The organism is Bombella intestini (assembly GCF_002003665.1).
In the GTDB taxonomy this organism is placed as follows: domain Bacteria; phylum Pseudomonadota; class Alphaproteobacteria; order Acetobacterales; family Acetobacteraceae; genus Bombella; species Bombella intestini.
Genome location: NZ_JATM01000001.1, coordinates 620,361 through 647,264, shown reverse-complemented (window position 1 = coordinate 647,264; position 26,904 = coordinate 620,361). Strand labels below are relative to the sequence as shown.

The following is a 26,904-nucleotide window of genomic DNA, read 5'->3' as shown; positions in this document are numbered from 1 at the left end:
AGTGGGTGGTAGTTGCTTAGACGCTCATAGAAAGCCGTCTATGAACTTTACGCCCGTTCCGGTGTCTTTAGAGCATAGTGCAGCTATACCGCATCCTAGGACGTATAAGCGGGCGCCTGTTACGGGGTTTTATTGTTATGATGATGGTGACGGCCTAACAGGCTTTGCCACCTTCCGCTACGATCCCCCCAATGCCCGCAAGCAGTTTGGCTGGCTGACTTATGGCAAGCTAGAAGGGGAAGACCTGCCACGCTGGCATTTCCGGGCACCGCCACCGCCGCGGATGCTGTACAATCTCCCTGACCTGCTTGGAAAAGCGGGGGCGCCTGTTCTGGTTGTCGAGGGAGAGAAAGCCGCCAATAAAGCCGCTCTTGCGGAAAGCTGGCAGGGCTATGCTGTGACAACCTCATCCGGTGGGGCAGAAGGGGCACACAAAAGCGACTGGAGACCGCTGGCAGGCAGAGAGGTACTGATAGCCCCTGACAATGACAGCGCCGGGCAGACCTATGCTCATACCGTGGCAGAGCTAGCCAGACAGGCAGGGGCACTGACAGTCCAGATCATCCGGTGGCCTGATTATTTTCCTAAAGGGTGGGATATTGCCGATGCCCTGCCAGTCCTTGAACAGAAACAAGTAACAGGGAGGGCAGCATAATGGCTGATTTGCCTGATGATTTAGTGCAGGCCGGTGCCATAGTCGAAGAGGCTCTAAGCGCTGGATACCTTCCAGATGATAGCTTTATGGCAGAACTCATGCGTAAAGTTGCCAATCAAGAGCTAACAAACGAACAGGCCCTAGAGCACACCATAAACCGTCATCCAGACTTACAGGGTGTCTTTCGCTTTAATGAACTGACACTGCAATACGTCATCACCAAAGAGCTGCCACAGCTCTCATCCGTTTCTTTGCCCGTTGCCCATGCGGGCAGTTTTCCCATCCTGCTAGAAAAGTACCATGTCCAGCTACTCGGTGCGTGGATGCGCCGCTTTGGCCTGAAAGCTAACAAGGACACGCTGGAAGCCCTTGTGATGGTGAGTGCCAACCATCACACCTACAACCCCATCAGGGCTTATCTGGAGGGCTTGCAGTGGGATGGCACAGAACGTCTTTCCAGCTTATGGGCGCGTTCTTTCTCTTTGGAGAATACAGCTTACCTGCAAGAGATTGGCAGGCGCTGGATGGTGGCAGCCATTGGCCGCGCTCTGGCTACAGGGCATAAGCCCTACAAGTTCGACTGGCTGCCCGTTCTGATAGGCGGACAGGGAAACGGGAAAAGCACTTTCTCTGCCATTCTCTTTGGAGAGTGGAATAAAGAAGGCTTGCCCGCCAATCTGGCAGACAAGGACGCCAAGCAGGAACTGCAAGGCGTTTGGGGGGTAGAGCTATCGGAATTAACGTCTCTAAGGCGTTCAGAGAATGAGGCTATCAAAGCCTTTCTGAGTGCTATGGTAGATAAGTATCGTCCTAGCTATGGGCGTACATTGCAGACTTATCCACGCCGATGCGTCTTTATTGGCACGACCAATGAGGAAGAGTTTCTGACAGACGGAACAGGTAACCGCCGCTTCATGCCTATCAATATAGGCTCACACTGCCTTGACTTTGGCTGGCTGGCAGAAAACAGGGACCAGCTTTGGGCAGAGGCTTACCAGCTTTTTTGCTATGACCCCGCCTTTGAGACTTGTGAGCCCTCATACCTGAAAGGAGAAATTGAACGGATCAGACGGGAAAGCATGGTCAGTGACATTCTGGAAGAATCTGTCATTAACCTCATCAAGGGCGATACCCTGCCCGATGCAGACGGTAAAGGGGGCTTTACGGTAGCCAGCATCATCAGAGCGCTATCGTTGCCTATGAGCCGTGCAATGGAAATGAGAGTTTCTAATATCCTACGTGATTTAGGGGGTGAGAAACAGCGGCAACGGACAGGCAACGGGCGTTTCTATATCTGGCAATTCAACCATATGGTTACGGGCTGAAAGATAGCATCACATCTTCCAAGCCGTTAAAGGGCAGGGCGATCCTTCGTTCTGTCCTTTTTTTTGTGCATTTATCAGGCAGCCTCAACATTAACTTTCTGTAACTGATTATTTTTTTATATATTTTACTTAAAAAGGTTAGGCCGGTTAGACCAGTTAGGACAGCCTTAGAGAAAGCTGGCTTATAGCTGGCCTAACATTGGCCTAACTGGTCTAACATTTTAATATTTGCATATTGTTGGCCCAACTATGGCCCAACGTTGGGACAGGGCTACAGCCAGCAGAAAACTGCCTTTTTTTCTGCATGGTCCAACTGGCCTAACCTTTTTGAATTAGATTCAAATAAAGATATATTAAGGGCGTTTTGGTAACGTTTCAGTTTGGTTCCTCGTTGTAAGGCTCTAACCATCCTATTTTAGGTCTTGACTGTCTTACTATTTTTATTGCAGGCGCATGTGCACGTACTGCTTACTTAAGTATGTGATGCCCGGCGTTCTGCCCTTGCGCGCGTGTACTGTTTAAATGCCCCATCTCAGAGCGTGCATGAGCCTGTTGGTTTTGTCGGATGCAGGCACTGCCACTTGATAAAAAATCATCAACAATCAAAAGGCGGGCCGGTCTTGCGCGTGTGTGGACGTGTCCATTCTGTCCAGATAAGCGGATAGATTCACGGCCTTGTAAGAGGCGGTCCTTCCCCTCTATTGTTACATGTAACGGGAGGAAGCTATGGCATCGACAACCAGAAGTCATGAACGTGTCCGCAAACATCGGGAAGTGATGAAGCGGGCCGGTATGCGCCCTGTTCAACTTTGGGTGCCTGATACAAGGCGTCCTGATTTCACCCGCGAAGCATCGCGACAAGCGCGGTTGATACGGGCTTGCGATGAAAAGCAGGGCGATGATCTGGCTTTCTCTAAGCTGGCCGCTGCCCAGATTGAGGGCTGGGAATGAGGCTAGGGCATTTCCCGCGTGGTGCTCTCACATGTGGGAGGCGGTTACGTTTCAGGGACAGAATCGGAAACTGTCATGCGTTTGCATGAAGTATGGTCTAAAGTAAGGACTGGAAAAGAGGTTTACCCCAAAAGGCGCAGGAAACTGCCATTTTTTGAGGTACTTATGGCGGATGGGGTGGGATTCGAACCCACGGTACGCTTCCACGCACGCTGGTTTTCAAGACCAGTTCCTTAAACCGCTCGGACACCCATCCGTTGTCTGTTCCCTAAGCTGAGACCAGCGACCTTACCGTAAGGAAAGTAAGGATGGCTTCTGATACTGATTCAGAGGTGGTGCGTCAAGCGGTGGAGTAGGAGATTGGTGCTTATGGGTGGGGAGCAAGAAGAAAGGCCACCGTTATGGAGCGGCCTTTCTAACACCATGCTATGGCAGGAGAGTATCTCCAGTTCCACCGGTAGAGGCGACGTTTACCTCATGGTTTCTTAGTCTCGGGCGCATCAAGGGCTTCAAACTTCGCCTTCATCGTCGCATTCCCCCGGGTGAGCCGCTTGATCGTGACATCTTGCGCTTTGTCGTTGGCTAGGCGCAGGTTGTTATCTGACTTCAGGAGGTTATCCTTGATTTTCTGAAGGTGGGAGATGGATTTATCTATCTCTTCAACGGCCGCGTTGAATTGTTTGTGTGCGAGATCATAGTTGCGGGAGAAGCCGTTTTTGAACGTTTCTAGCTTTTCCTCGAAGTTGGTCACATCGATATTTTGCTGGCGTGTTAGTTCCAGTTCCCGCTTATAAGCTAGTGCCTTTGTGGACGCATTGCGGAGCAAGGAGATGATTTGAAGGAAGAACTGCGGGCGGATGACGTACATCTTCGGGTAGCGGTGGGACACGTCCACGATGCCTGTATTATACAGCTCACTCTCAGGCTCTAGGAGAGAGACGAGCACGGCGTATTCGCATTTTTTCTCCGTACGATCCTTGTCCAGCTCCTTCAGAAAGTCTTCATTTTTCTTTTTGGTAGCGGTGCTGTCATTCTCGTTCTTCATCTCGAACATGATGGAGATGATTTCCGTTCCGCTTTCGTCTGTATCCCGAAAGATATAATCACCCTTGCTGCCGGAGCGGGCGTCATTGTCCTTCTCGAAATAAGCCCGTGGGAAAGCCATAGCCCTCGTGCGGTTGAACTCCACCTCGCAATGTTGTTCCAGCGTTTCACCAACCATCTTGGTAGAGAGGCGAGCCTTCATGTCTTTTAGCCGTTCGATGTGGTCATCACGGTCCTTTAGTTGGAGTTCGTAACGCTCTTTCAGCTGGTTGGCGGCGATGCTGTTTCTCAGTTCGGCTTCTTTGAGAGTGCTTTGCAGGGCATCACGTTCTTTTTGTACGGCATCAACTGCTTTTGTGATGGCCAGCTCATTTTCTACGGCATTGGCGGAGAGTTTTGCCTGTAAAGCCTGAATGTCCCGCTCTTTGGCCTGTAAGGCCTCCTGTAGCTGTGCCTTTCCTTCAGCTTCGGCGAGGCGGGCGGCTGCCTGACGGTCAGACTCGTGTCGTTCAAGCTGGCTCTTCAGAGTTTGTATTTCAGTATCACGTTCATGAAGGGTTCGATTCATTTCCTGCTCTTGAATGAATCTGGCCTTTTCTGCGGCAAGTCGTTCTTCCTGCGCTGCCGCTTCTAACTTTTCATGCAGTTGCTTGAAGAATTCCTTGTCCCGCACCTGTTTGGCGATATCGGCATAGCCCGCATTATCTAGTGAGAATGTTTTGTGGCAGTGAGGGCAGGTGATGTCGTGTGTGGTCATGATGGTGCCTTTCAAGAAGAAACGAGAAGGGAGGAATGGCTCTGGGGAAGGGTAAGCGGATTTATGAAGTCGTTTTCAGATGTAGTTTGAATCCGTCCGTATTCGGGGTCTCCAAGCCGGGGCGCAGCTCTCTCGTTTTGGGGGCGTAATCGCCACTAGCTGCTGAACGGAATGGAATGGGGGCTGTTGTCTCCAGCGTGGCAAGACGCTCCCGGTAGCGGTCCACAAGGTCTGAAAAACCTTCGCCACGTTCTTCCAGCCGGTCGGCACTGTACACGAGGAAAGAGGGCAGGGTGGCAAAGCCAGTGTAGAAGAGTGTTCCGTGTGTGAGGGGGAAGAGGAGGTCTTCAATGGGGCCACAGATGCCTCGGGCGGAGTAGTCATGCTCTGTACCGCCAATCGTTACGCTCAGCATGGCCCGTTTGCCCTTCATGCAGCCATCGCCATAGCTTTTGCCTGTGCCGTAGGCAAACCCGGCAGAGAAGACACGCTCAATCCAACCTTTTAGGATAGCCGGGGCCGAAAACCACCAAAGAGGAAACTGGAAGATGACGGTATCGGCCCAACGAAGTTTTTCCTGCTCTGCCTTCACATCCTCTGTTAGCTGTCCCGCTCCATAGGCTTGTGCGGAAGCGGTTGCGACATTCAGTGGGTCGGTCGCACTATGAGGAAAATCAGCCTGATCAACGGTGGCCTTCCAGCCCATGCGGTATAGATCGGACAGCTGAACTTCATGACCAAGGGAGGTTAGTTCACGGGTGGCGATATCCACCAGGGCCCTATTGAGGGAGTGGCGTTCAGGATGGGCAAGGACGAGAAGGACATTCACGGTACAGACCTTTCTGCTTGATGCGGGGAAATTGTCTCTCGGTAGGCTACGCTCCCATATAGGGGGAGGCAACGGCTCTGGAGCAGGGCCTGTGTTCTTACAATCTTCTTGACGGGGGGCGGTGGAGGCCGTAAAGGCGTAGGAAGTTTACGGACACGTCACTCCGCGAGGGTTCGCGCAGTGGCGCGTTTGTCATGGAATTAAGGATAGCCCGTGTTCGAGCAGCTCTCTGGTAGAATGTCGAAAGTTTTCGAAGGTCTCTCCCGTGGGGAAAGGCTTTCGGAGGGTGACGTTACCGAGGCCATGCGCGAGGTCCGTCTGGCCATGCTGGAGGCCGACGTGGCTCTGCCCGTGGTACGCAGCTTTGTCAGTAAGGTGAAGGAGCGTGCTGTCGGTGGTGAGGTGCTGGATGGCGTCTCTCCCGGTCAGGCCGTGGCGAAGATCGTTAACGATGCGCTGATTGAGGCTCTGGGGGGTGCTGGTGCGGTACCGCTGAATCTGTCGGCTCCGGCTCCTATTCCTTATCTTCTGGTCGGCCTTCAGGGTGCAGGTAAGACCACGACCGCCGGTAAGTTGGCCCTCCGTCTTGCCAGCCGTGAGCGGAAGAAGGTGTTGCTCGCCAGCTTGGACGTGCAGCGTCCGGCCGCCCAGCTTCAGCTTCAGCAGATTGCCGAGCAGGTAGGCGGACGCACGAACGGGCTGGTTGCGTCCTTGCCGATCGAACAGGGGCAGGGGCCTGTCGACATCGCCCGCCGTGCGTTGGATGCAGGGCGTCGTGAAGGCTTCGACATCGTTATTCTGGATACCGCAGGGCGTCTGGCTATTGATGAGGCCCTGATGGATGAAGTCCGTCAGGTCCGTGATGTGGCGAAGCCGGTAGAGACACTGCTGGTTGTCGATGCCATGACAGGTCAGGATGCCGTCAATACCGCACAGTCCTTTAAGGACCAGATCGGCCTGACTGGTGTCATCATGAGCCGCATGGATGGTGATGCCCGTGGTGGTGCCGCCCTCTCCATGAAGGCTGTAACGGGAGAACCCATTAAGTTCACCGGCTCCGGTGAAAAGATGGATGCTCTCGAAGAGTTTCATCCCGAGCGTGTTGCTGGGCGTATTCTGGGGCTGGGCGATGTCGCCGGGCTGGTAGAAAAAGCGTCCGAGCAGCTCGATCAGGAAGAAGGTGAGCGTGTTGCCAAGCGGATGCTCGCCGGTAAGTTTGATCTGAATGACTATGTCTCGCAGATCAATCAGATCAATCGCCTTGGCTCTATTTCCGGCATTCTAGGTATGCTGCCGGGTATGGGTAAGCTGAAGGATAAGCTGGCGGGGAAAGATCTGGATACGTCCATTTTCAACCGTCACAAGGCGATCATTTCCTCCATGACTGCACAGGAGCGCAGCACACCGGAGATCATCAAGGCGTCACGCAAGAAGCGCATCGCTCTTGGGTCTGGTACGAGCGTTCCGGAAGTCAACCGGCTGCTGAAGCAGTTCAGTGAGATGTCCACCATGATGAAGCGTCTCAATAAGATGGGCGGTCTGACTGGTCTGATGCGTGGCATGGGGGGTGCCGGTGGTCTGGGCGATATGTTCAAGGGGATGGGAGGTCCGGGAGGACGTCCACCTTTTGGCTGAGTGTCCTCTTGGCTGTCTGTCTTTTTGTAATGTTCTGATGATGCAGGAGTTATTATGAGCCTGAAGATCCGTCTGTCCCGCGCAGGTGCGAAGAAGCGTCCGTACTACCACATCGTGGTTGCTGACAGCCGCAGCCCGCGCGATGGTCGCTTTGTTGAGAAGGTGGGTGCCTACAACCCGATGCTGCCGTCCGACCACGCTGACCGCGTGCGCCTGAATGACGAGCGCATCAAGCACTGGCTGGAGAAGGGCGCACAGGCAACCGACCGTGTCGCTCGTTTCCTCGGCCATGCTGGTCTGGCACCGAAGCCGGCTTTCCGTGAGCAGCCCAAGAAGTCCGCTCCGAAGAAGAAGGCTCAGGAGCGTGCAGCTAAGGCCGCTGAAGCTGCTAAAGAAGCCGAGGCCTAATCAGGTCTAAGCGGGAGATTTCTTCTTGTCACACCGTCCTTCACAGTCGGATGTTTTGGTCGCCACGATAGGCCGTCCGCACGGCGTGCGGGGTCTTGTGCGCCTACACCCGGCAACAGAACATCCTGAGACGCTTGAAGAACTCGGGCGCCTTTATGATGAGACGGGCGCTGTGTGGCAAATACGCTGGAAGGCACCGGGCATTGCTGCCGTTCTGGGACAGGACGGCCAGCCTTTGCCAGACCGGACAGCGGCAGAAAAGCTGGTGAACCGCAAGCTCTATGTGCCTCGTGAGGCTCTGCCGGAAGTAGAAGAGGATGAGTTCTATCATATCGATCTAATCGGTATGGAGGCTGTTCTTGCTTCTGGGGAAACTGTGGGGCGTGTTGTTAGTGTCCATGATTATGGGGCTGGCACTAGTCTGGAGCTGGAAGCAGGGCAGTTGATTCCTTTCACTATGGCTTGCGTGCCAGAAGTGGACATGAAGGCAAAACGCCTCGTGGTCGTTCCGCCGGAAGCGGTGGAAGTAGAAGGGGATCTGACTGGTGAGGTGGAAGTCCGGTCATGACATGGCAGGCTGATATCCTGACCCTCTTTCCGGAGATGTTCCCCGGCCCGTTGGGCTGCTCTCTTGCGGGGCGTGCCTTGGAGCGGAATCTGTGGGCCTGCAGAACGCACGACCTCCGTCCATTTGGGCGGGGCGTTCATAAGGCTCTGGATGATGCCCCATTCGGTGGGGGTGCGGGGATGGTCATGCGGCCGGATGTGCTGGATGATGCCCTGACCAGCGTAAGGCAGGCGGATGATGGACGCCCGGTGATCTATCCGACACCACGGGGCCATCGTCTAGAGCAGAAGGATATTGCACGCTACGTTCAGGGAGAAGGCGTTGTCATTCTCTGTGGGCGGTTTGAAGGAGTCGATGAGCGGGTACTGGAGAAACATGCGATCGAACAGGTCTGCATGGGTGATTTCGTCCTTTCTGGGGGAGAAATACCGGCACTGGCACTTCTTGATGGCTGTGTGAGGCTTCTGCCGGGTGTTATGGGGTCCGCTTTGAGCGGCGAGGAGGAAAGCTTCTCTGCTGGTCTGCTGGAATATCCCCAATACACACGGCCTGCCACATGGGAGGGGAGGGATGTTCCGCCCGTCCTGCTTTCTGGCAATCATGGGGAAATCGCCCGTTGGCGAGATGAGAAATCCATCGCTGTAACCCGTACACGCCGCCCGGACCTCTGGGCCGTCTACGAGCAGCAGCAACAGAGTTGAGTTTTTTTCAGGAGTTTGAAGCATGAACATCATTCAGCAGTATGAGGCGCGCGAAATGGAGCGTCTTTCCGCTATTCGTAGCGTTCCTGAATTCGCCGCTGGTGACACTGTGCGTGTCGGCGTGCGCGTTGTTGAAGGTACACGTGAACGTGTACAGGTCTTCGAAGGTGTCGTGATTGCCCGCTCAAACCGCGGTCTGGGCAGCAGCTTCACGGTGCGTAAGGTGTCCAACGGCGAGGGTGTGGAGCGTGTTTTCCCGCTTTTCTCCCCGGCAATTGCTGATATTACGGTTGTTCGCCGTGGTAAGGTTCGTCGTGCGAAGCTATACTACCTCCGTGGCCGCTCTGGTAAGTCCGCTCGTATTGCCGAGCGTCCGCGCGATATCAAGAAGGAGGGCTGATTTTTCAGCTCTCATAAGGAGATGAGAGAGAATGCAGAATCCGGTTACCCCTAGAACTTTGTATGACAAGATCTGGGACGATCATGTGGTGAAAACCCTTGAGGACGGAACGAGCCTTCTCTACATCGACCGCCACCTCCTTCATGAGGTGACCAGTCCGCAGGCTTTTGAAAGTCTGCGGGCTGCTGGTCGCCCTGTACGGCGTCCTGATGCCACGATGGCCGTGGCAGACCACAATGTCCCGACTTCTGATCGCTCCCAGCCGGTAGAAGACCCGCAGAGCCGCCTCCAGATTGAAACGCTGGAAGCGAACGTCAAGGAGTTCGGCGTTCCTTATTTCCCATTGCGTTCCCGCCAGCAGGGCATCGTGCATGTTGTTGGGCCAGAGCAGGGCGTTTCCCTGCCGGGCATGACAATCGTCTGCGGTGATAGCCATACGTCCACGCACGGGGCTTTCGGCTCTTTGGCGTTCGGTATCGGTACGTCCGAAGTGGAGCATGTGCTGGCCACTCAGACCCTACTTCAGAAGCGCAGCAAGAACATGCGTGTGCGGGTGGAGGGTGATGTTGCTCCGGGCGTGACCGCAAAGGATATTATGCTCAGCATCATTGGCCGTATTGGTACGGCTGGTGGAACGGGCCATGTGATTGAGTTCGCCGGTTCAGCTATCCGTAAGCTGGATATGGCCGGGCGCATGACGCTTTGTAACATGTCCATCGAAGCCGGTGCCCGTGCGGGCATGGTGGCCCCGGATGAGACAACCTTCAATTACGTCAAAGGCCGTCCCTTTGCACCGCAGGGTGAGGCTTTCGAGCAGGCCGTTGCGTATTGGAAGACGCTGGCTACGGATGAAGGTGCCCATTTTGATGAAGAAGTGGTGCTGGATGCCGCCGAGATCAGCCCATCTGTGACATGGGGCACCAGCCCTGAGGATGTGTTGCCCATTACCGGCACCGTGCCCCGCCCCGAGGATTTTGCAGACCCCGCCAAGGCTGAGCGCATCCGCCGCACGTTGGCTTATATGGGGCTGGAAGCTGGGCAGAAAATTGCTGGTACTCCGGTTGATGTTGTCTTTATTGGTTCCTGCACGAACAGTCGTATTGAGGACCTCCGGGCTGCTGCAGCTGTGCTGAAAGGCCGCAAGGTGGCAGAAGGTGTGCGGGCTATGGTTGTGCCGGGGTCTGGCCTTGTTCGCTATGCTGCGGAGCAGGAGGGGCTGGACAAGATTTTCCGTGATGCCGGGTTTGAATGGCGTGAGGCTGGTTGTTCCATGTGTCTGGGTATGAATCCCGACAAGCTGAGTGCCGGGCAGCGTTCAGCCTCTACATCCAATCGTAACTTTGAGGGACGGCAGGGGCCGGATGGCCGTACCCATCTCTGTTCCCCCACTATGGCCGCCGCTGCCGCCGTGACGGGGACACTGTGCGATGCACGGGACCTGCTGGAACCGACAATGGCAGAAGGAGCCGCCTGATCATGGAAAAATTCACCCGTCTGACAAGCGTTGCTGCCGCTCTGCCACAGGAAAATGTGGATACGGACCAGATCATTCCGGCTCGCTTCCTCAAGACCATTCAACGTACCGGCTTGGGTAAGCATCTCTTTGCTGGTCAGCGTTACGATGCCGAGGGGAATGAGAATCCTGATTTCGTGCTGAACAAGCCAGCCTATCGCAAGGCTGGTATCCTGATCACGCTGGACAACCTTGGCTGTGGTTCATCCCGTGAGCATGCACCTTGGGCGTTGTTGGATTTCGGTATACGTTGCGTGATTGCTCCGAGTTTTGCAGATATTTTCTATAATAACTGCTTCAAGAACGGCATCCTGCCGATCCGTTTGCCTCGTGAGCAGTGCCTTGCTTTGATGGAAGACGCCAGTCGTGGCGAAAATGCCCGCCTGACGGTTGATCTGGAAAAGCAGGAAATTCATCGCCCGGATGGTGAGGTCATTTCCTTTGAGATGGACCCATTCCGCCGTCAGGTTCTTCTGGAAGGGCTGGATGATGTGGCCCAGACACTGAAGAATCACGAGCAGTCTATTCGTGAGTTCGAGGCCCGGCCATCCCGTGCATGGGTTCCGTCCACAAAACAGCCGGGACGTCCGCAGAGCGTCATTGGTGCCAAAGGAGAGCAGGCATGAGCGCAAAACAGAAAATCCTGCTGCTGCCGGGTGATGGCATTGGCCCAGAGATCATGGAGCAGGCCGTTAGAATCATCGACTGGCTAAAGGCTGAGCGTGGTCTTGATGTTGAGCTGTCCGAGGATGTGGTCGGTGGGGCTTCGCTAGCGAAGTATGATGTTCCCATTCGGGATGAGGTCATCGCCAAGGCGAAGGCTGCTGATGCCGTGTTGTTCGGTTCTGTCGGTGATCCAGCATGGAAGGACGTGCCATTCGATCGCCGCCCAGAGGTGGCTATCTTGCGCCTCCGCAAGGAACTGAATCTGTACGCTAACTTGCGTCCGGCCAAGTTGTTCGACCCGCTGCTTTCGGCTTCTGCGTTGAAGCCGGACGTTGTGCGGGGTCTGGACCTGATGATCGTGCGTGAGACGGTGGGTGGCGTTTATTTCGGTGAACCTCGTGGAATCGAGACCCTGCCGGACGGCACAAAGCGTGGCGTGAATACGGAAGTCTATACAACGGCCGAGATTGAGCGTGTGGCTCGCGTGGCGTTCGACCTTGCTCGCCTGCGTAGCGGGCGTGTTTGTTCCGTGGAGAAGGGCAACGTCATGGAGAGCGGCCTGCTCTGGCGTGAGGTGGTCACAGACCTGCATAAGCGTGAGTACTCTGATGTGACGCTGACGCACATGCTGGCGGATAACTGCGCCATGCAGCTCGTGCGTGATCCCCGGCAGTTTGATGTGATGGTCACGGGGAACCTGTTTGGTGATCTGCTGTCAGACCTTGCTTCTATGCTGACTGGCTCTCTGGGGATGCTGCCATCTGCTACGCTGGGCACGCCGGAAGGAACGGATAAGCAGGCTGCTCTGTACGAGCCGATTCATGGTAGTGCGCCGGATATTGCCGGGAAGGGCATTGCCAATCCGCTGGCACAGATACTGTCTCTGGCTATGATGCTGCGTTATTCGCTGGATCGTGGTGCGGATTCCGAGCTGATCGAGCAGGCCGTTTCTAACGTTCTGGCCTCTGGGCTGCGGACGGCAGATATCGCTGCTGCCGGTGAGAGCCGTGTTAGCACGGCGGAGATGGGCGAAGCTGTGCTGAAGGAACTTCAGAAACTCGCCTGATCTCCGGGTGATTGTGCTATGAATTGCCATGCGCCCGCCTGTGTCTCACGGGCGGGCGTTTTTTTTGAGATGTAAGAGGAACGACATGTCACTCGCTGCCGAACGGATGGGGCGTATCCTGCCAAGCCAGACCATTGCCATCACGCAGAAGGCTAGAGCCTTGAAAGCGGAGGGGCGGGACATCATCAGCCTCTCTGCTGGTGAGCCGGACTTTGATACGCCTGATTTCATCAAGAAAGCAGCGATTGAGGCCATTCAGCGTGGCGAGACAAAATATACTGACGTTGCTGGTACGCCTGCTCTTCGCAAGGCTGTGGCAGAACGGCTGAATGCTGATTTCGGTCTGGATTACCGGCCAGAGGAGGTCTGCGTGTCCACGGGGGGCAAGCAGGTCATCTATAATGCGATGGTGGCAACGTTGAATGCGGGAGATGAGGTTGTCATTCCCGCTCCGGCGTGGGTCTCTTATCCGGATATTGTACAGTTGGCGGATGGTAAGCCGGTTATCGTGCCGACCTCTCCAGAGGCAGGGTTTCGTCTGACAGCGGAACAGCTGCGGAAGGCGATCACACCTCGTACACGTTGGCTTGTGCTGAACTCCCCCTGCAACCCGACAGGCAGTGCTTACTCCCGTGAGGAACTGAAGGCTCTGACAGATGTTTTGCTGGAACATCCGCAAGTCTGGATTCTAACAGACGATATTTACGCTAAGCTGACCTATGAAGGGCGGGAAGCCTGTACGGTCGTACAGGTGGAACCTCGCTTGCGGGAGCGGACCCTGACGATGAATGGCGTCAGCAAGGCTTATGCCATGACGGGCTGGCGCATTGGCTTTTCTGCCGCCCCCGTATCCCTAACAAAGGAGCTGATCAAGTTGCAGGGGCAGAGCACGAGCAATGCTTGTTCCATTGCTCAGGCGGCAGCCTTGGCAGCGGTATCTGGCCCGCAGGATTTCATTGGGGAGATGGTCGCCGTTTACCAGAAGCGGCGTGATCTCGTGGTGGATGCTCTGTCCGCCGTTCCGGGGCTGTCTTGTGCCCGGCCTGAGGGGGCTTTTTATGTGTTTGTGTCTGTGCAGCAGTTGCTAGGCAAGCGCACGGCAGGCGGGCATGTGCTGGAAAGTGACGAAGATTTCGTGAAGGCCATGCTGGAAGAGGTCGGAGTGGCCGCTGTTCATGGCACGGCCTTCCTGCTGCCGGGGTATTTCCGGGTGTCTTACGCCACCAGTACGGAGCTTCTGGAAGAAGCCTGCCGTCGTATCGCTCGTTTCTGTGAAGGGCTGGTCTAATGTTTAAGCCATCTCAACGTCTCGCCACATTGCCCACGCCAGCGACAATTGCCATGGCGGCCCGTGCCCGGGAGTTAAAAGCACAGGGCAAGCCGGTCATTTCTCTGGCTCTGGGGCAGCCTGATTTTCCGTCTCCTGCGGCGGCTCTTGATGGGGCCGTGGCCGAGGTAAAGGCTGGTCATACTGGTTATCCGCCCATTCCCGGCCAAAAACCGCTGTTGGAAGCGATTGCCGAAAAGTTTCGGCGGGATAACGGGCTGGAAGTGTCGCTTGATCAGCTGATGGTTTGTAATGGCGGCAAACAGGCTATCTTCAATGCGTTCATGGCCTCGCTGGATGAAGGGGATGAGGTGATCGTCCCGGCACCATATTGGGTTAGCTATCCACTCATTGCCCGGATGTTTGGCGGTGTACCAGTGGAGGTTGCCTGTCGGGAAGAGGATGGATTCCGCCCGCAGGCTGAAGCTATCCGGAAGGTCATCACCCCCCGGACCCGCTGGCTTGTGTTGAATTTTCCCAACAATCCGACCGGTGCCATTTTGGAACGGGCTGATTTGGAGGCCATTGCCGCTGTCCTACGGGATGCTCCGCATGTCATGGTGATGAGTGACGAGATTTACGAGCATCTGACATTCGATGGCAGGCATCATCTTTCCCTATTGAATGTGGCACCGGACCTTGCGGATCGCATTCTCATTATCAATGGCATGAGCAAGGCCTATGCCATGACAGGCTGGCGGGTCGGCTTTGCCTGTGGTCCTGTGCCGCTCATCAAGGCGATGATTAAGGTTCAGGGTAACACGACATCGGGTATCTGCACGCTGGCGCAGGGCGGTTCTGTGGCGGCTCTTCAAGAGGATATTGCCGGGGTGCGGGCTATGAGGGAGACCTACGAGCGGCGGCGTGCTCTCGTAGTCGGTGCGTTGCGGCAGATTCAGGGGCTGAGTTGTGCCATACCGCAGGGGGCTTTTTATGCTTATCCTGGTCTGTCGGCTCTGATCGGGAAAAAGTCTGCTGGTGGGCGTGTGTTAAACGATGATGTGGCCTTTGCGGAGGCACTTCTGGAGGAAGCCCATGTAGCAACCGTACCGGGCTCAGCCTTTGGGTACGGGCCGCATCTACGGCTTTCTTTTGCGGCATCGGATGCAGAATTGGAAGAAGCCTGCCAAAGGTTGGCGACCTTCGTACAGGGGATCACGGACTGATCCCAAAGGCCATTCCTTCAAGTGAAGAAGGAATGGCCTTTTTCATTTTAGGGACGCTGGTTCCATTCATTTAGCAGCGTGACAACGGATTGTGGGGCCATCTGGCGGGCAGAGCCAAGGGCGAGGGCGCCATCAGGATTCAACAGGCGTCCTTGTGGGGTGAGCAGCAGAACGGTCGGCACGGCCTTGATGGTGACACCGTACTGCTGGGCTAGTTCCATGTTGGTATCGAGATGCCCGACATTGACGGGAACGATCACGAAGTGCTCGTCCAGCCATTGGCTGACGGAAGGCACAGCAAAAATGCCGGCAAGAATACGGCAGTCCGGGCACCAATTGCCGCCGAAATCCAGAAGGACACGCCGGTTTGTTTTGGCGGCTGTTAGAAAGGCCTCATGCACTTGTTTGCTGGCGAGCTCGGCAGGGGGGTAAGGCTCACGAGCTGGAGTGATGGTAGTGATTTTTCGGATATCCGGTAAAGGTGCCTGTGCCTGTGCCTGTGCCTGTGCCTGTGCCTGTGCCTGTGCCTGTGCCTGTGCCTGTGCCTGTGTTATGTAGGCAGAAAGTGCGAGGCTTAAACAAGCAATTACCCGAACAGAGTGATTAAAACGCATAATGATGTCTCCTGAGTGCAAAGAGATTATGGAGAATTCGTCTCTTATTGTTAGCGTAAAGGTAACAACAGGACGTTAAATAGAGCCATAGGGGACGGGCTGTTCTTGATAACTCACGATCTCCTGATTAGGGTGGGAGGCCGAGTATGATAAGGACGGTATGCTTGTGGTGAAACGGAAACGGCCAATTTTTTCTACCTCCCCTCGGAAGGAGGTTTCGGTCCTCTCGACATTGGGGAGGATGGTCGTTTTGTTAGGGCTGACGTTCTGTCTTCTGCTGCTGGTGAGGTTCTATCAGCCGGCGACTCATCTCATGCAGCATATTGTTGGGACCTCGCTCTGGCAGCAGCTTTACGGCCTCTTCCATATTGAAACCGCATTGGGGCGGGAGCAGCTGATCCTCATGGGGATTGTTCTGTGCTGCTTCCTGTTAGCTTTGTTAGTCCAGCTTGTAGGTTTGTGGATTATAGGCCGCTTCCGTCGCCGTTAGGAATGTTTCTCGGTAGAGCGGGTGAAGGGCGTAGAAGCCACACAGAGCCATGAGAGGATGAGCAGCGTCCCTCCAGTCGGTGCTAGTCGTGCTGGAAAGAGAATTCCGAAGCCATGCAGTGTGACGGGGATGCTGAACAGCGCTGTTCCAAGCGCTAAGCCAGTGCAACCAATGGTAAGACGCAGCGGATGAAGGTGTTTCCTGCCCAGTGTCAAAGCGCAGAGGGCAATGCCGTGCCAGAGTGCGATATCAGCGGCCATATGCATCATGCTTCTGCCATTGGGCACGGGGAAGGCCGTATCGGGCAAGTGTGTCGCTGCTGCCTGACAAGCAACAGCTAGACTGGCATAAATGGCCCCTAGGCTGAAAAGGATTTTTAAGAAACAGCTTGTTTGGGGCGAAAGTGGCCTGTCATGGTGCTGCATATTTATTATAACCCAGCTGGAAGAGGATAAGGGTATTGTTTCAGGTACCCGGGAAGATGAGAAGAGGGACGCTGTATGAAATTTCGTTTTATGATCTGTGCGGCACTTCTGTCTCTGGGGGGCTGTGGTCTTACGCCACCTCCAGCTCCACCGGTGCCCCCTTTACCAAAAGGGCCTATGGCACCGCCGACACTGGCTGTTGATGATATCGTGCTTTTAAAGAAGATTAGCCTCCGTTCCATTTATATGAAGACGGCTACTGATTTGGCGGCAACACATAGTAAGGATGAACTCATCAAGGGTTTTGCAGCGCAGCAGGTCAAAGATTACGATGCGCTTCGCACGGCGGCACAGAAAGTAGCCGATACCCATACGCTCACATTGGCCGGCGCATTGCCTGTGGCCCAGCAGAGCCGGTTGGTCAGGCTGGGGAAATCATATGGACGACCTTTTGATAGGGCATTGCTGTATATTCTGACCCATTCCTTCACAACACAGGAGCGAACAGCCCTGACGCAAGCGAAGAAGAATGGCAGCACGGCGGATATGAAGAGTCTGGCAGGGTCTGCGTTGGATCTCTTGGACCGTAGCCAGCAGCAGGGCGCTGGTTTAATTCGCCGGTAAGTTTCGTCAGTGGAGGGCGTAACGGGCGGTCTGTCGGAGAATAGCAATATTATAACATAATTTTGACGTTTTCTTGGTAGTGTGTTACAGCGTGCAATTATCGAGAGTAAAAGACCCGTTCTGGTAGTTTCTGCACAAATATCCTAGCGGTCTTATCTTTCCGTTGGGAAAGGCCTAAATGGTCTGAGCAGAAAATAGGGTGGTCTTTGTTGTGTCGTATTATCAAGATTGACGAATTATAGAAATGAAGAACGATTCGCCTTTAACAGAGAGTTCCATTCGTAAGGCTTTGGAGCGTATGGGGGGCGGGCAGGCGTCTGGTAATGCTGACGGGCCACAGCCTCATGGGCATGGCTTTGGTGGACGTTCTACCTCCCGTGCCCGGCCAGCCCAGCAGATGACCCGTCGCCGTCGCCTCCCCGGGGATGACACAGTTGTTGTGGAGCATCAGTCCCTTGGTCGTTCTTCGCAGAAGCGGGCTGCAAACCGTGTATCTGCTGCTTCCGAAGCTGGGCAGGAGCAGGAAAGACTCAAGCAGAGTTTGCTCCGGGAAAGACGCCGCGTCCATGATATGGAAGCAGAGCTTTTGGTGCTGAATGAGCGGATCCGCGCTGTGAATACCCAGATGACGCATCTGCGCCTTCAGGTGGAAGAAGGCAAAAAGGTCATCCAGCAGCGTGATGAAAATATTCTGCGCCTTCGGGCGGAGTTGCATCAGGCTCGAGAACAGCAGGTACGTCGTGCTGCCACCCCGGCCAAGGTGCAGGCTGCCCCTGTTGAGAGTGATGACGAAGGTCAGCAACCTGTGCAATGGTGGAGGGACTGATCGACCTGCCATGATGCCCGCACGTTTTACTGCCATGTTGGGGCTATCTGGTAGTAAAAAATAGGGTTGCGGAGATGGCGGACAGAATCTGGTACGGGAGTGAGTGGCAGGCGTCCCGCCCATTGAAGATTGTTCATGTCGGGGATTTTTTCTTTAGCCTGAAGAAGAAGGCACCATGTCAGTTCAGTGTGGGGGGTAAGCTCTCCAACGGGTTGATACGGAATGGCCACCATGTCATCGACTTTTCTTATAGAGATGTGGCTCGCTCCAGTGGCTGGTTTGGTAGCCGTAGGATGGGGCGGCGGCATCTCTTCCGTGCGTTGAAGGAGTTTTTGGCGTTTAGTGCGCCGGATATCCTTCTTCTAGGGCATGGGTACATGATTCCCCCTTCCGTTATTGATGAGATACGCCAGCAGCAGCCCGGTATGACGGTGGTGCAGTGGAACATTGACGCCTTGTTTGTAGAGGCCAATGCCAAAGATTTTGCGGCCCGGCATCAGGTTGTGGATGCCAGTTTCATTTCTACGGCGGGGCCAATCGTACGGCAATTGATCGGGGATAAAGGGCATGTCGGGTATTTGCCCAATCCGGTGGACCGCAGCGTGGAAAGGGGGCGGGCTTTTGCTTTGGCCTACCCGGAGGCAGATATTTTCTATTCCTGCGGTAATCCTGCCCGGCTACGAACCATATGCGGGCGGGACTGGGATATGAACGAGTTCTGCGAGACGTTGGAAGAAAGGTTGCCGCCGTCAGTCCGTTTCGCCTACGCCGGTGTGCGGGGGCAACCTTATGTCAGCGGGGCAGCCTATGCTTCTCTGCTGGAACAGACAGCCATGGGGCTGAACATCAGTCGCCGGGCTGATTATTATCTGTATAGTTCAGATCGTTTGGCTCAGATGATCGGCAACGGCCAGCTTGTTTTTATGGAACGTCAGACCGGGTTCGATAGGATATTCTCTGATCAGGAGATGGCCTTCTTTAGCAGTCTGGATGAGTTGGTGGAGTTGATAGGCCAGTATCACAGCGCACCGGAATATCGTAAGGATGTCGCCCGGGCGGGGTGGCAGCGTTATTATGCGCTTTTTAATGAATGCGCTGTGGCCGATTACATCATCGGCCAGACCTTGGGAACCCTGCCAGAAGAGGCCCACGCGTGGCGTTATCTGGTGAACCTATAAAGGCAGGGTTCTTTCATCTTTAGGAAGACAAGGTGATCTTGTGGGCGGAGAACATGGTATTCCACCCTGCCAGTTCTTCGTCTTTGGAGCAGACATCCGGTGTTTGTGTATTGGCGAAGATCATGCGCTTGTCAGCAGTGCTGGCATCGCCGAAATTGACAAACAGGATTTTGAAATCAAGTGCAGGATAGCGGGCGGCAATAGCCTCCACCAAGGCCGTGAAATTGGCTTGGGCGGTGTGGGCAGGACGGTGCTGCCCCGCATAGAAGAGGTTATCCCGCCAGCTGCGGACAAAGAGAACACGCTGGGATGTACGGCAGAGCGTGTCGATCTCTTGGATCATGCTGTGGAAGCGATGCCGTAGGATGGGGAGCTGTTCGTGGAACATCTCCACGCTGGCATGTTCTCCAGCCGATTTTTCCAGACAGTTATGGTAGGTAATCAGCGTGTCACGGCAGCGCAGGGCATTATGAAGCCCATAAAGGCAGTTTGTTGAAAGTAGTCCTGCGAAGTCATGCTGCAATAGGGAAACCAGCGTGTGGAATGGTGCCATGAACTGGCCAAATAGGCCCGGCCCGGGGCGGCCGAAGCTGTTTTCGATTGCCTGATTGACAACCTCATCACCACCTAGTGAGATGATGCTATCGAACTGCTGTGCCTCTTCCTGTGGTTCGGGAGAGGGGCGGGATAGGGCCGCAGCGATTTCTTCACGGAACTCGAACATTTGTTCATCAGTTCGCCAAGGGTGCCGATAAAGCGGGTCATAGCGAATGGCTTCGTGGATGGCCTGATTCCGCATGGCCAGTTCATGATTACCGTGGCTGTGGGAGGGCAGGGTGTCTAGCCCACCTCTTAGATAGAAGAGCTGTCCACGTTCCGGGCTAAGATGCTGGGCCAGCCCACCATAGCCAGCACGGAGAAAACGCTGGGTATGTTCGACATGCTCTTCCCCATACCGTTCAAACCGGACATCCAGATACCCGACATAGGAGAGGGCTTTGGCGTGATAACCGATACAGAACGCCTGATGCATAGGAGCGATATAAGGGTCCTCTGGCGTGCCCTTGCCAGAGGAAATGTCATTATCAATCTCTATGGTGATCTCTGGCATGAAATTGATATGGCCATAGCGTTCAATGGCATCAATCCAAGGGCGTTCCCAGCCGAAGAAGGTGGGGAAGCAGTCATCCTCTAGAATAATCATCCAGTCGCACTGTTTTTCCTCTTTTAGGTACCAGAGGATGCGGTTGCGATTCCACGAGATGCCTTTATTCCGCCCGGTAACGCAGGGGATGTTCATCTGTTTCAGCATATCTGGCGTGCCATCGCTAGACCCGTCATCAGCCACGACGAACTCGAATGACGTGCAGGTGTAACGCTGGACGCTAGCGATGACCTCCTTGAGCGTATCCCTGCGATTATAGGTAATGATGCCGATACCCAGTTTCCCAGCCATGAAACGCCTCACCAGTTTGTCTGTATTCAAGGAAAATATGCTACGGAATTACGCAAAGGCTCTCATGACATCAGCAATCAGCCGCCGGAAATCTTCCGTATACGGGCCATCCCAGCCTGTCCACGGTTTTGGGAAGCCTGTAAAGTGGACAGCAAAGGGATTAGACAGCCCTTCATCGTAGATTTTCTTCCATTCCGCTGGAAGTGCTTCACTGGCCTCAACACAACCCGGCCCCCAGCAGACATTCCAGTTCTGATGGATGAAATGGACTTTACCGAAGAAAATACGGTTGAGAATATCTTGGTCGTTCATCCAGAAAAGCGTGTTGCAGAGCTGGCCACATTCCTCTGCCTGGGCAGAGCTGATCTGTGCGAGGTTGAAGACCAGAACACCATTCTGAAAATAATTATTCGAATCCAAAACCCCGAGTGCGCCGCGGTGATAATCGACCAGCAGAGGGGCACCAGCAATAGCTTGCGGTAGACGGAACCCATTGGTTTGTGCTGGAATAAGGAGCAGGTCTCGTGTAGCCCCGATCTGGGCTGTAGCGGGGATGCTGTAGTAAAGCAGGCTAGGGCAGGCCCGAAGCAATATATCATCGGTTAGATAAACGAGACGCTGGAACTGAGCAAAAAGGGTTGGTACAGCGAGACGGTAGAAAGTTTTGCGGTCTGTCGTTTCGAGGTGGGTCGGGTTGTAAACTTGCATCCACTCCGAAACATCCACAAAGTGGATTTGTGAATGTCTGCCATCAAAAAGACGCCGACCTGCGGTTACGGTCTCCTCCGGTAAGCCCTCATGCAGCATGTAGAGGGCGAGCTTCACCCCCGGGAGAAGGTTGTTAAGCCCCGAGAGAATAGAAGCATAGGCGTTAGGGGCACTATGTTCCGTCAGAGGGAGGGCAACCGGTATGAATTCTGCGGGTGGAGGGAGAACGGTTTGCATAGACAGGCCAAGTTATTTAACAGAGTCCTACGGACTATAAGGGCATCATGAAGGGTAGGCAACATGATGCCAGGAGAGCATGTGGTGGCTGAGGTGGTTTTTCATTATCTGGAAACGTCACATCAGGGCTGGCTGGCAGTCCAGCGGGTCGGGGGTGGTATTTGCCATCTCCGGTCTGATGAAATGACCCGTCGGGATGAGAATGGTGATCCCCTCTACTGTCCCTTATTGGCGATGACACTACCGGACTATCCTGACTATGTGTTTCTTGTCGTAGATTCTGGGGAGAAAGCGGCGCCGCTTCTTTGGATAAAGCATTTTCCCTATCGGGGGGCTGTTCTACCTTTTCTTCGTGTTGAGAGCAGAAAGAATAAGGGGCGTGTCGGGCTGCGTAATCTTTTTCGCCCTAGCCAGTGTTGTACAGCCCAACCTTGGAATAGCCAGGGAGGCGTTAATGAGCTTCTCGGGGACTGCAACCAGATGTTCGACTGGGAGGAGTTCCAGCTTCGTGCAGTAGCGGCGACAGATAGGTTGCGGCGCCTTGGTGAGGAAATGGTTACGCACTTCAGGGCGTTTCCATCGGCTGACTATTTGGAGCAGTTGATCATTACATATGCGGGCAGTCATCTGACGTGGCTGCTGGATGCTATGGTTCCTGTGGCGTCTTGGTCTGTTGTCCGTGAAATAGGGCAACGGCTGCTGAATCAGACTCCGCTTCGTGAAGCTTTTTTCCGTCAGGTGGGGGAAACCCCGTGGCGGGATGGCTGGCAGTATCTCGCCCGTTGGCTTGATAATAGGGATAGCTACCCTGTTGCAGAACGGGGCTGCCCGCTGAGTGATGCCATACTGGCTTATGGTCAGATTGATGCATTGGCCGGCTTTGCTCAGGCGACATTGCATACGGCTCGGGCCAGCGTGGTGCCCCGCAAGCGTGTCTGCATGATGTCCACCATCCGGAATGAGGGAATCTATATTCTGGAGTGGATCGCCTATCACCGGAGCATAGGGGTCGAGCATTTCTTTATTTATAGCAATGACAATAATGATCGTTCCGATCTTCTGTTGAAGGCATTGCATGATGAAGGGATCATTACCTTTATCGAGAATCCCGTTCAGCCGGGTATGTCCGCCCAGATGAAGGCCTATGGGCACGGGTTGAATATTCTACCGAATATTCTTGACTATGAATGGTGCTTCATTCTCGATGGTGATGAATTCATTACTTTGTCACCATCTTATCGGACTGTCGGTGAGTATCTGGAAAGTGCCTCCCGTTGGGAGAGTGATGCTATTGCTGTGAACTGGAAATTCGTGGCCTCTGAGGTCAATCAGGACGGATTAGCGGATCTGACCAAACCCCTGACACAGCGGAACCGCAGCATTGTCTCTCGTGGGGGGATCGGGGAAGGCTGGCGGCTTGTTAAATCTGCTGTGCGTCCGGGGCGAGCTATTCACTCTCGGCCTCATCATCCGATCTGGGTACAGGCAGAAAAATTTGCCTATAGGCTGTCGGATGGCTCCATTCATAGCTACCGCAACCCGCCGCCCGGTATCGGAGCGGATCCTGCCTTTGCTGACTATGATAGTTGTGCAGATATTTACATCTCGCACTACTATTATAAGTCGATCATTGAATGGGTCTGGAAATATGCTCGTAATAGCGGGCTAGATGGCGCTATGTCTTTTGGTGTGGAACGTTATGCAGATTATTGGGCTAATGCCTTTATCTGCCAGTTGAATGACCCGTATGACGGAGAGAATGAGAATATCTTGATTCGTCTTGATGGTTTGCTGGAAGAAATGGCGAGCTTACGGCGCATCACAGCGGTTGCTCAGGCTGAAAATATCGTGCGTGAAGCATGGCAGGAGCGGCTTCTTGCTCTGTTGGATATGATAGAGGAGGCTGATGTTGCCTCCCGCTTGAAAGAAGAGTGGCGCTATGTCCTGGATCCTCTAGTGGAGGAACGGTGCGGCAGCATCCCATTGCATCAGATATGACACAGAAAAAGCCCTCCAGATGTAAGGAGGGCTTTTTCTTTACGGCTTGCCAGATGATAAGATTATTTACTGCACATGCTCATGGAACTGGGCTGTGCGCAGGTGGCTGCGGTTGTAATCCAGTTCGGCATGATTGAGCTGCAGTCCAATTTCCATGGAGTAGGGGCTAATCTGCGGGTTGTTGCCTGTTGGAACGTCGATGAAACGCAGTGGCGTGCTGCTGTGATTGATAGAGACAGTCGGTGGTAGTTTGACCGTTTCGGTGAAAACTTTTTTGTCCACAATGGAACCATCCTGAAGGATGGCGACAAAATAGGGGACTGTCACCGTATTGTCGTTAGCAGCCGGACCCCGTTCTAGTTGGAGATTCAGGCTGACACGGACACGGGTCATGGGGCGTTTCTGCTCATCCTGCGGGCCGGTGCGGCAGTCGCCCTGAACACCCAGAATATGGGTGGAGGTCAGACGGTGGGCGGCATCAAGCCCTTTTCCATCATAAGTGATACGGTCCGCTACTTGGCCCGGCACATCGAACTTAGGGCAGGCCGGAGCGAAGGTATTAGTAGTATCTACATCTTCACATCCGCTGAGGAGACCAACCAGCATGAGGGAGCCGAGGCCCGCAGCAAGGCGGGAAAAGATGCGGGAAGAGGGGGAGAATGCAGGCATCGGACTCAGAAAACTCCACAAGAAAATGGTGCAGGACATTGCAGCAGACGGCAATACGGACGATATAAGGGCCCAGAGTGGTGGTGCAGGGTAGCCCATAATCTTGTATGGAGCATCACCGGATCATTCAATATCGTATCGTTCATCGCCTGCCTGGGGAAGATTATGTCAGAACAGACGACGCCTGTAACCTCTAACTCTGCCGTCCCCGGAGCAGATTCGGCGGCGGCTAAGCCATCGCTGAAGATTCTGCTAGCTGGGCCACGCGGTTTCTGTGCCGGGGTCGACCGTGCCATCCGGGTGGTTGAGGAGGCTTTGCGCCGTTATGGGGCTCCTGTCTATGTCCGCCATGAGATTGTGCATAACCGCACAGTTGTGGAAGGGCTGGAAGCCAAGGGTGCCATTTTTGTCGAGGAGCTGGATGAGGTTCCGGAGGATGGCCATGTCGTATTTTCGGCTCATGGTGTGCCCAAATCCGTCCCGGCAGAAGCGCAGCGGCGTAATTTGCTCTATTTGGATGCGACATGTCCGCTTGTATCTAAGGTCCACCGGGAGGCAGAACGTCATTTCGCCGGTGGTGGGCCAGAGCAGCGTCATATTCTGATGATTGGTCACGCTGGGCATCCGGAAGTTGTCGGCACTATGGGGCAGCTGCCTCCGGGTGCTGTAACGCTGATTAATGATGCAAAAGAAGCCGCTGAGGTCCAGCCCAAGGATGTGGACCGTCTGGCCTTTATTACGCAGACGACTCTCTCTGTAGATGACACGGCAGAGATCGTGGATATTCTGCGCTCCCGTTTCCCCAATATCGTGGGGCCTCGCCGGGAGGATATCTGCTACGCCACAACGAACCGGCAGATGGCCGTAAAGGAACTGGCTGCGGAATGTGATTTGGTCATCGTCATAGGCTCGCCGAATTCGTCCAATTCGCAGCGGCTGCGTGAGGTGGCAGAGCGTTCCCTCGCAAAGCGGGCGCTGCTGGTTCCGAAGGTCTCCGATATGGACTGGAACGAACTAGAAGGCGTGAAAACGCTGGGCATGAGTGCTGGTGCCTCTGCGCCAGAGAGCCTTGTGCAGGAAATGATCGAACAGCTGTCTGTTCGTTATGATGTTACCATTGAAGAGCGTATCGTGAAGGAGGAGAACATTAATTTCCGACTTCCTCATCCGCTCTCTGATGCGGTCTGATACCTCATGGCGGTTTATACGGAACTGCACGAGGAAGATATGCGGGGCTTCCTATCTCTTTATGAGGTAGGGGAGCTTCGTTCTTTCATCGGAATTGCGGAAGGGATTGAGAACAGCAATTTCCTGGTGGAGACTACTCAGGGCCGTTTTATCCTGACATTGTTTGAAAAACGCATGAAACCGGAGGAATTGCCTTGGTTTCTGGGTTTGATGACCCATCTAGCTGAGCAGGGCATTGCGTGTCCTCAGCCTATCGTGGCGAAGGATGGAGCCTCCCTCCGTCAGCTGGCGGGGCGTCCGGCTATTCTGGTCAGTTTTCTGGAGGGGCGGTCTCTTGAGGCTGCGACGCCGCAGGCGTGCGAGCAGGTCGGGCGTGGTCTGGCTCATCTGCATGAAGCGGGACGGGGCTACAAGGCCGAAAGGGCCAATGCTCTGGCCCCGGAAGGGTGGGTGGAGCTTTTCTCCCGCTGTACGGATGGCGGAGATCAAGCTGTAGCGGCCTTAATTGCCGAGACCCGCACGGCACTTTCCTCTATCGTGAAGTCATGGCCAGTGGCGGATGCTCTGCCACGTGGGCAGATTCATGCCGATCTGTTCATGGATAACGTTTTCTTTCGGGATGGGCAGCTCTCTGGCGTTATTGATTTTTATTTTGCCTGCACGGATTTTCTTGCTTACGATCTGGCCATTTGCCTGAATGCGTGGTGCTTTGAAGATGAGCGTCATTATAGGCAGGATTGGGCAGAGGCTCTTCTGCGGGGGTATGAGCAGGTGCGCCCATTGACTGCGGCAGAACATAAGATGTTGCCGGTTTTGTGTCAGGGTGCTTCCATGCGCTTTCTGTTAACCCGCCTGTATGATTGGGTGCATACGCCAGCGGGTGCTCTGGTGACCAAGAAGGATCCGTGGGCTTATCAGCGGCGGCTTCATCATTTCCAGAAGGTATCCGATGTCTGAAAGAGCGGATGAGGGGACGTCAACTCCCACAACACAGGTGGAAATCTGGACAGACGGCGGGTGCAAGCCGAACCCGGGCCCTGGCGGGTGGGGGGTTTTATTCCGTTGTCGGGGGCATGAACGCACCATGAAAGGTGGAGAGGCGGAAACGACCAATAACCGCATGGAGCTGACAGCTGCCGCCGTTGCGTTGGAAACCCTCACACGCCCTTGTATGGTCAATCTTTATACAGATAGTGAATATTTGCGGAATGGCATTACCCGTTGGCATACGGGCTGGGTGCGGCGTAACTGGCGTAATGCATCAGGGGACCCTGTAGCTAATATGGATCTGTGGCGGCGTATTCTGGAAGCTGCCAAACGGCATAAGGTGGAGTGGCACTGGGTGAAAGGCCATTCCGGACACGCAGAAAATGACCGTGTAGACCAGCTTGCGACCGAGGGGCGGGAAGAGTTGGACGTTTAATGAAAGATTTTTGCCGATAAATGTGTTCAGAGGGCTTTACCTGCCAGAAGAGATTGG

28 protein-coding genes and 1 tRNA gene are annotated in these 26,904 nt (G+C 54.5%); 21 read left to right on the top strand and 8 right to left on the bottom strand.

All coding sequences use genetic code 11. The features are described from left to right. Positions 1–40 precede the first annotated feature (40 nt). The 3 genes from AL01_RS03030 (at position 41) to AL01_RS03020 (ending at position 2,931) form a co-directional block, all read left to right on the top strand. Positions 41–655, top strand: coding sequence for a toprim domain-containing protein (locus AL01_RS03030; protein ID WP_158075924.1), 615 nt, complete (start codon positions 41–43; stop codon positions 653–655). Next, positions 655–1,980 (top strand): virulence-associated E family protein, encoded by a 1,326-nt coding sequence (locus AL01_RS03025; RefSeq protein ID WP_077395751.1) that lies wholly within the window; start codon positions 655–657, stop codon positions 1,978–1,980. Before AL01_RS03030 ends, AL01_RS03025 begins: the two co-directional genes overlap by 1 nt. 726 nt (positions 1,981–2,706) lie before the next feature. Continuing rightward, positions 2,707–2,931 (top strand): antitoxin MazE family protein, encoded by a 225-nt coding sequence (locus tag AL01_RS03020; RefSeq protein ID WP_077395750.1) that lies wholly within the window; start codon positions 2,707–2,709, stop codon positions 2,929–2,931. A gap of 166 nt (positions 2,932–3,097) precedes the next feature. Here AL01_RS03020 and AL01_RS03015 read toward each other — a convergent pair. The 3 genes from AL01_RS03015 to AL01_RS03005 all read right to left on the bottom strand — a co-directional run bounded on the left by AL01_RS03015 (position 3,098) and on the right by AL01_RS03005 (position 5,561). Next, a tRNA-Ser gene (locus AL01_RS03015) sits at positions 3,098–3,187 on the bottom strand. Between the two features lie 219 nt (positions 3,188–3,406). After that, positions 3,407–4,732 carry a DUF2130 domain-containing protein gene (locus tag AL01_RS03010; protein WP_077395749.1) on the bottom strand — a complete coding sequence of 442 codons (1,326 nt, stop codon included), beginning with the start codon at positions 4,730–4,732 and terminating at the stop codon, positions 3,407–3,409. A 61-nt stretch (positions 4,733–4,793) separates the two neighbouring features. Next, the gene (locus tag AL01_RS03005; protein ID WP_077395748.1) at positions 4,794–5,561 is read right to left on the bottom strand and encodes an NAD(P)H-dependent oxidoreductase; all 768 of its coding nucleotides are present in this window, start codon (positions 5,559–5,561) and stop codon (positions 4,794–4,796) included. 213 nt (positions 5,562–5,774) lie between these two features. Between AL01_RS03005 and ffh the strand changes: the two genes are divergently transcribed. The 10 genes from ffh (at position 5,775) to AL01_RS02955 (ending at position 15,011) form a co-directional block, all read left to right on the top strand. Next, positions 5,775–7,196: a signal recognition particle protein gene (gene ffh, locus AL01_RS03000; RefSeq protein ID WP_077395747.1), complete on the top strand. Its 1,422-nt coding sequence runs from the start codon at positions 5,775–5,777 to the stop codon at positions 7,194–7,196. Positions 7,197–7,250: 54 nt separating this feature from the next. Beyond that, positions 7,251–7,604: a 30S ribosomal protein S16 gene (gene rpsP, locus AL01_RS02995; RefSeq protein ID WP_077395746.1), complete on the top strand. Its 354-nt coding sequence runs from the start codon at positions 7,251–7,253 to the stop codon at positions 7,602–7,604. A gap of 25 nt (positions 7,605–7,629) precedes the next feature. Next, positions 7,630–8,172 (top strand): ribosome maturation factor RimM, encoded by a 543-nt coding sequence (rimM, locus tag AL01_RS02990; RefSeq protein ID WP_077395745.1) that lies wholly within the window; start codon positions 7,630–7,632, stop codon positions 8,170–8,172. Then, entirely contained in the window at positions 8,169–8,873 is a 705-nt protein-coding gene (gene trmD / locus AL01_RS02985) for a tRNA (guanosine(37)-N1)-methyltransferase TrmD (protein ID WP_077395744.1), read from the top strand. Before rimM ends, trmD begins: the two co-directional genes overlap by 4 nt. A gap of 22 nt (positions 8,874–8,895) precedes the next feature. Continuing rightward, positions 8,896–9,273: a 50S ribosomal protein L19 gene (gene rplS / locus AL01_RS02980; RefSeq protein ID WP_077395743.1), complete on the top strand. Its 378-nt coding sequence runs from the start codon at positions 8,896–8,898 to the stop codon at positions 9,271–9,273. A gap of 31 nt (positions 9,274–9,304) precedes the next feature. Then, entirely contained in the window at positions 9,305–10,747 is a 1,443-nt protein-coding gene (leuC, locus tag AL01_RS02975; RefSeq protein WP_077395742.1) for a 3-isopropylmalate dehydratase large subunit, read from the top strand. Positions 10,748–10,749: 2 nt separating this feature from the next. Beyond that, positions 10,750–11,412 (top strand): 3-isopropylmalate dehydratase small subunit, encoded by a 663-nt coding sequence (leuD, locus tag AL01_RS02970; protein ID WP_077395741.1) that lies wholly within the window; start codon positions 10,750–10,752, stop codon positions 11,410–11,412. After that, positions 11,409–12,518 carry a 3-isopropylmalate dehydrogenase gene (gene leuB / locus AL01_RS02965; protein ID WP_077395740.1) on the top strand — a complete coding sequence of 370 codons (1,110 nt, stop codon included), beginning with the start codon at positions 11,409–11,411 and terminating at the stop codon, positions 12,516–12,518. Before leuD ends, leuB begins: the two co-directional genes overlap by 4 nt. 85 nt (positions 12,519–12,603) lie before the next feature. Beyond that, entirely contained in the window at positions 12,604–13,806 is a 1,203-nt protein-coding gene (locus tag AL01_RS02960) for a pyridoxal phosphate-dependent aminotransferase (RefSeq protein WP_077395739.1), read from the top strand. Then, entirely contained in the window at positions 13,806–15,011 is a 1,206-nt protein-coding gene (locus tag AL01_RS02955) for a pyridoxal phosphate-dependent aminotransferase (protein WP_077395738.1), read from the top strand. Before AL01_RS02960 ends, AL01_RS02955 begins: the two co-directional genes overlap by 1 nt. 47 nt (positions 15,012–15,058) lie before the next feature. Here AL01_RS02955 and AL01_RS02950 read toward each other — a convergent pair whose 3' ends face one another. Next, entirely contained in the window at positions 15,059–15,625 is a 567-nt protein-coding gene (locus AL01_RS02950; protein ID WP_077395737.1) for a thioredoxin family protein, read from the bottom strand. A 241-nt stretch (positions 15,626–15,866) separates the two neighbouring features. Between AL01_RS02950 and AL01_RS02945 the strand changes: the two genes are divergently transcribed. Next, positions 15,867–16,115 carry a hypothetical protein gene (locus AL01_RS02945; protein ID WP_241502667.1) on the top strand — a complete coding sequence of 83 codons (249 nt, stop codon included), beginning with the start codon at positions 15,867–15,869 and terminating at the stop codon, positions 16,113–16,115. Here AL01_RS02945 and AL01_RS09515 read toward each other — a convergent pair. Further along, entirely contained in the window at positions 16,112–16,540 is a 429-nt protein-coding gene (locus AL01_RS09515) for a DUF423 domain-containing protein (RefSeq protein ID WP_143280645.1), read from the bottom strand. The two genes, AL01_RS02945 and AL01_RS09515, sit on opposite strands and share 4 nt — an antisense overlap. 75 nt (positions 16,541–16,615) lie before the next feature. Between AL01_RS09515 and AL01_RS02935 the strand changes: the two genes are divergently transcribed. From AL01_RS02935 to AL01_RS02925, 3 genes are all read left to right on the top strand, one after another. Continuing rightward, positions 16,616–17,164: a DUF4142 domain-containing protein gene (locus AL01_RS02935; RefSeq protein ID WP_077395734.1), complete on the top strand. Its 549-nt coding sequence runs from the start codon at positions 16,616–16,618 to the stop codon at positions 17,162–17,164. Positions 17,165–17,408: 244 nt separating this feature from the next. Beyond that, the gene (locus tag AL01_RS02930) at positions 17,409–17,990 is read left to right on the top strand and encodes a hypothetical protein (RefSeq protein WP_143280644.1); all 582 of its coding nucleotides are present in this window, start codon (positions 17,409–17,411) and stop codon (positions 17,988–17,990) included. 74 nt (positions 17,991–18,064) lie between these two features. After that, positions 18,065–19,168: a glycosyltransferase gene (locus tag AL01_RS02925; RefSeq protein ID WP_077395732.1), complete on the top strand. Its 1,104-nt coding sequence runs from the start codon at positions 18,065–18,067 to the stop codon at positions 19,166–19,168. A 19-nt stretch (positions 19,169–19,187) separates the two neighbouring features. On the opposite strand, the gene AL01_RS02920 is transcribed toward AL01_RS02925, so the two are convergent. After that, the gene (locus AL01_RS02920; RefSeq protein ID WP_077395731.1) at positions 19,188–20,624 is read right to left on the bottom strand and encodes a glycosyltransferase family 2 protein; all 1,437 of its coding nucleotides are present in this window, start codon (positions 20,622–20,624) and stop codon (positions 19,188–19,190) included. Positions 20,625–20,672: 48 nt separating this feature from the next. Continuing rightward, on the bottom strand, positions 20,673–21,569 hold the full coding sequence (locus AL01_RS02915; RefSeq protein ID WP_077395730.1) for a glycosyltransferase family 8 protein: 897 nt from the start codon (positions 21,567–21,569) through the stop codon (positions 20,673–20,675). Between the two features lie 63 nt (positions 21,570–21,632). Here AL01_RS02915 and AL01_RS02910 point away from each other — a divergent pair, with 63 nt between their 5' ends. Continuing rightward, positions 21,633–23,567: a glycosyltransferase family 2 protein gene (locus AL01_RS02910; RefSeq protein WP_077395729.1), complete on the top strand. Its 1,935-nt coding sequence runs from the start codon at positions 21,633–21,635 to the stop codon at positions 23,565–23,567. A gap of 66 nt (positions 23,568–23,633) precedes the next feature. Here the strand turns inward: AL01_RS02910 and AL01_RS02905 are convergent, their stop codons facing one another. Beyond that, the gene (locus tag AL01_RS02905) at positions 23,634–24,236 is read right to left on the bottom strand and encodes a hypothetical protein (RefSeq protein WP_143280643.1); all 603 of its coding nucleotides are present in this window, start codon (positions 24,234–24,236) and stop codon (positions 23,634–23,636) included. 165 nt (positions 24,237–24,401) lie between these two features. On the opposite strand from AL01_RS02905, the gene ispH reads away from it, so the two are divergent. From ispH to rnhA, 3 genes are read left to right on the top strand one after another with little or no spacing between them, the layout of a single operon-like run. Continuing rightward, positions 24,402–25,424 carry a 4-hydroxy-3-methylbut-2-enyl diphosphate reductase gene (gene ispH, locus AL01_RS02900; protein WP_077395727.1) on the top strand — a complete coding sequence of 341 codons (1,023 nt, stop codon included), beginning with the start codon at positions 24,402–24,404 and terminating at the stop codon, positions 25,422–25,424. Positions 25,425–25,430: 6 nt separating this feature from the next. Then, on the top strand, positions 25,431–26,381 hold the full coding sequence (locus AL01_RS02895; RefSeq protein WP_077395726.1) for a homoserine kinase: 951 nt from the start codon (positions 25,431–25,433) through the stop codon (positions 26,379–26,381). Further along, positions 26,374–26,847, top strand: coding sequence for a ribonuclease HI (gene rnhA / locus AL01_RS02890; RefSeq protein ID WP_077395725.1), 474 nt, complete (start codon positions 26,374–26,376; stop codon positions 26,845–26,847). Before AL01_RS02895 ends, rnhA begins: the two co-directional genes overlap by 8 nt. The last annotated feature ends 57 nt before the right edge of the window (positions 26,848–26,904 follow it).

Coding starts and splice junctions, on each gene's coding strand:
- AL01_RS02950 (WP_077395737.1), bottom strand. CDS start 15,625: ATGCGTTTTAATCACTCTGTTCGGGTAATTGCTTGTTTAAGCCTCGCA.
- AL01_RS02895 (WP_077395726.1), top strand. CDS start 25,431: ATGGCGGTTTATACGGAACTGCACGAGGAAGATATGCGGGGCTTCCTA.
- rplS (WP_077395743.1), top strand. CDS start 8,896: ATGAACATCATTCAGCAGTATGAGGCGCGCGAAATGGAGCGTCTTTCC.
- AL01_RS02915 (WP_077395730.1), bottom strand. CDS start 21,569: ATGCAAACCGTTCTCCCTCCACCCGCAGAATTCATACCGGTTGCCCTC.
- AL01_RS09515 (WP_143280645.1), bottom strand. CDS start 16,540: ATGCAGCACCATGACAGGCCACTTTCGCCCCAAACAAGCTGTTTCTTA.
- AL01_RS03020 (WP_077395750.1), top strand. CDS start 2,707: ATGGCATCGACAACCAGAAGTCATGAACGTGTCCGCAAACATCGGGAA.
- AL01_RS03030 (WP_158075924.1), top strand. CDS start 41: ATGAACTTTACGCCCGTTCCGGTGTCTTTAGAGCATAGTGCAGCTATA.
- AL01_RS03010 (WP_077395749.1), bottom strand. CDS start 4,732: ATGACCACACACGACATCACCTGCCCTCACTGCCACAAAACATTCTCA.
- AL01_RS02945 (WP_241502667.1), top strand. CDS start 15,867: ATGGTCGTTTTGTTAGGGCTGACGTTCTGTCTTCTGCTGCTGGTGAGG.
- AL01_RS02905 (WP_143280643.1), bottom strand. CDS start 24,236: ATGCCTGCATTCTCCCCCTCTTCCCGCATCTTTTCCCGCCTTGCTGCG.
- ispH (WP_077395727.1), top strand. CDS start 24,402: ATGTCAGAACAGACGACGCCTGTAACCTCTAACTCTGCCGTCCCCGGA.
- trmD (WP_077395744.1), top strand. CDS start 8,169: ATGACATGGCAGGCTGATATCCTGACCCTCTTTCCGGAGATGTTCCCC.
- AL01_RS02910 (WP_077395729.1), top strand. CDS start 21,633: ATGATGCCAGGAGAGCATGTGGTGGCTGAGGTGGTTTTTCATTATCTG.
- AL01_RS02930 (WP_143280644.1), top strand. CDS start 17,409: ATGAAGAACGATTCGCCTTTAACAGAGAGTTCCATTCGTAAGGCTTTG.
- AL01_RS02935 (WP_077395734.1), top strand. CDS start 16,616: ATGAAATTTCGTTTTATGATCTGTGCGGCACTTCTGTCTCTGGGGGGC.
- AL01_RS02960 (WP_077395739.1), top strand. CDS start 12,604: ATGTCACTCGCTGCCGAACGGATGGGGCGTATCCTGCCAAGCCAGACC.
- AL01_RS02955 (WP_077395738.1), top strand. CDS start 13,806: ATGTTTAAGCCATCTCAACGTCTCGCCACATTGCCCACGCCAGCGACA.
- rnhA (WP_077395725.1), top strand. CDS start 26,374: ATGTCTGAAAGAGCGGATGAGGGGACGTCAACTCCCACAACACAGGTG.
- leuC (WP_077395742.1), top strand. CDS start 9,305: ATGCAGAATCCGGTTACCCCTAGAACTTTGTATGACAAGATCTGGGAC.
- leuD (WP_077395741.1), top strand. CDS start 10,750: ATGGAAAAATTCACCCGTCTGACAAGCGTTGCTGCCGCTCTGCCACAG.
- AL01_RS02920 (WP_077395731.1), bottom strand. CDS start 20,624: ATGGCTGGGAAACTGGGTATCGGCATCATTACCTATAATCGCAGGGAT.
- AL01_RS02925 (WP_077395732.1), top strand. CDS start 18,065: ATGGCGGACAGAATCTGGTACGGGAGTGAGTGGCAGGCGTCCCGCCCA.
- rpsP (WP_077395746.1), top strand. CDS start 7,251: ATGAGCCTGAAGATCCGTCTGTCCCGCGCAGGTGCGAAGAAGCGTCCG.
- leuB (WP_077395740.1), top strand. CDS start 11,409: ATGAGCGCAAAACAGAAAATCCTGCTGCTGCCGGGTGATGGCATTGGC.
- AL01_RS03025 (WP_077395751.1), top strand. CDS start 655: ATGGCTGATTTGCCTGATGATTTAGTGCAGGCCGGTGCCATAGTCGAA.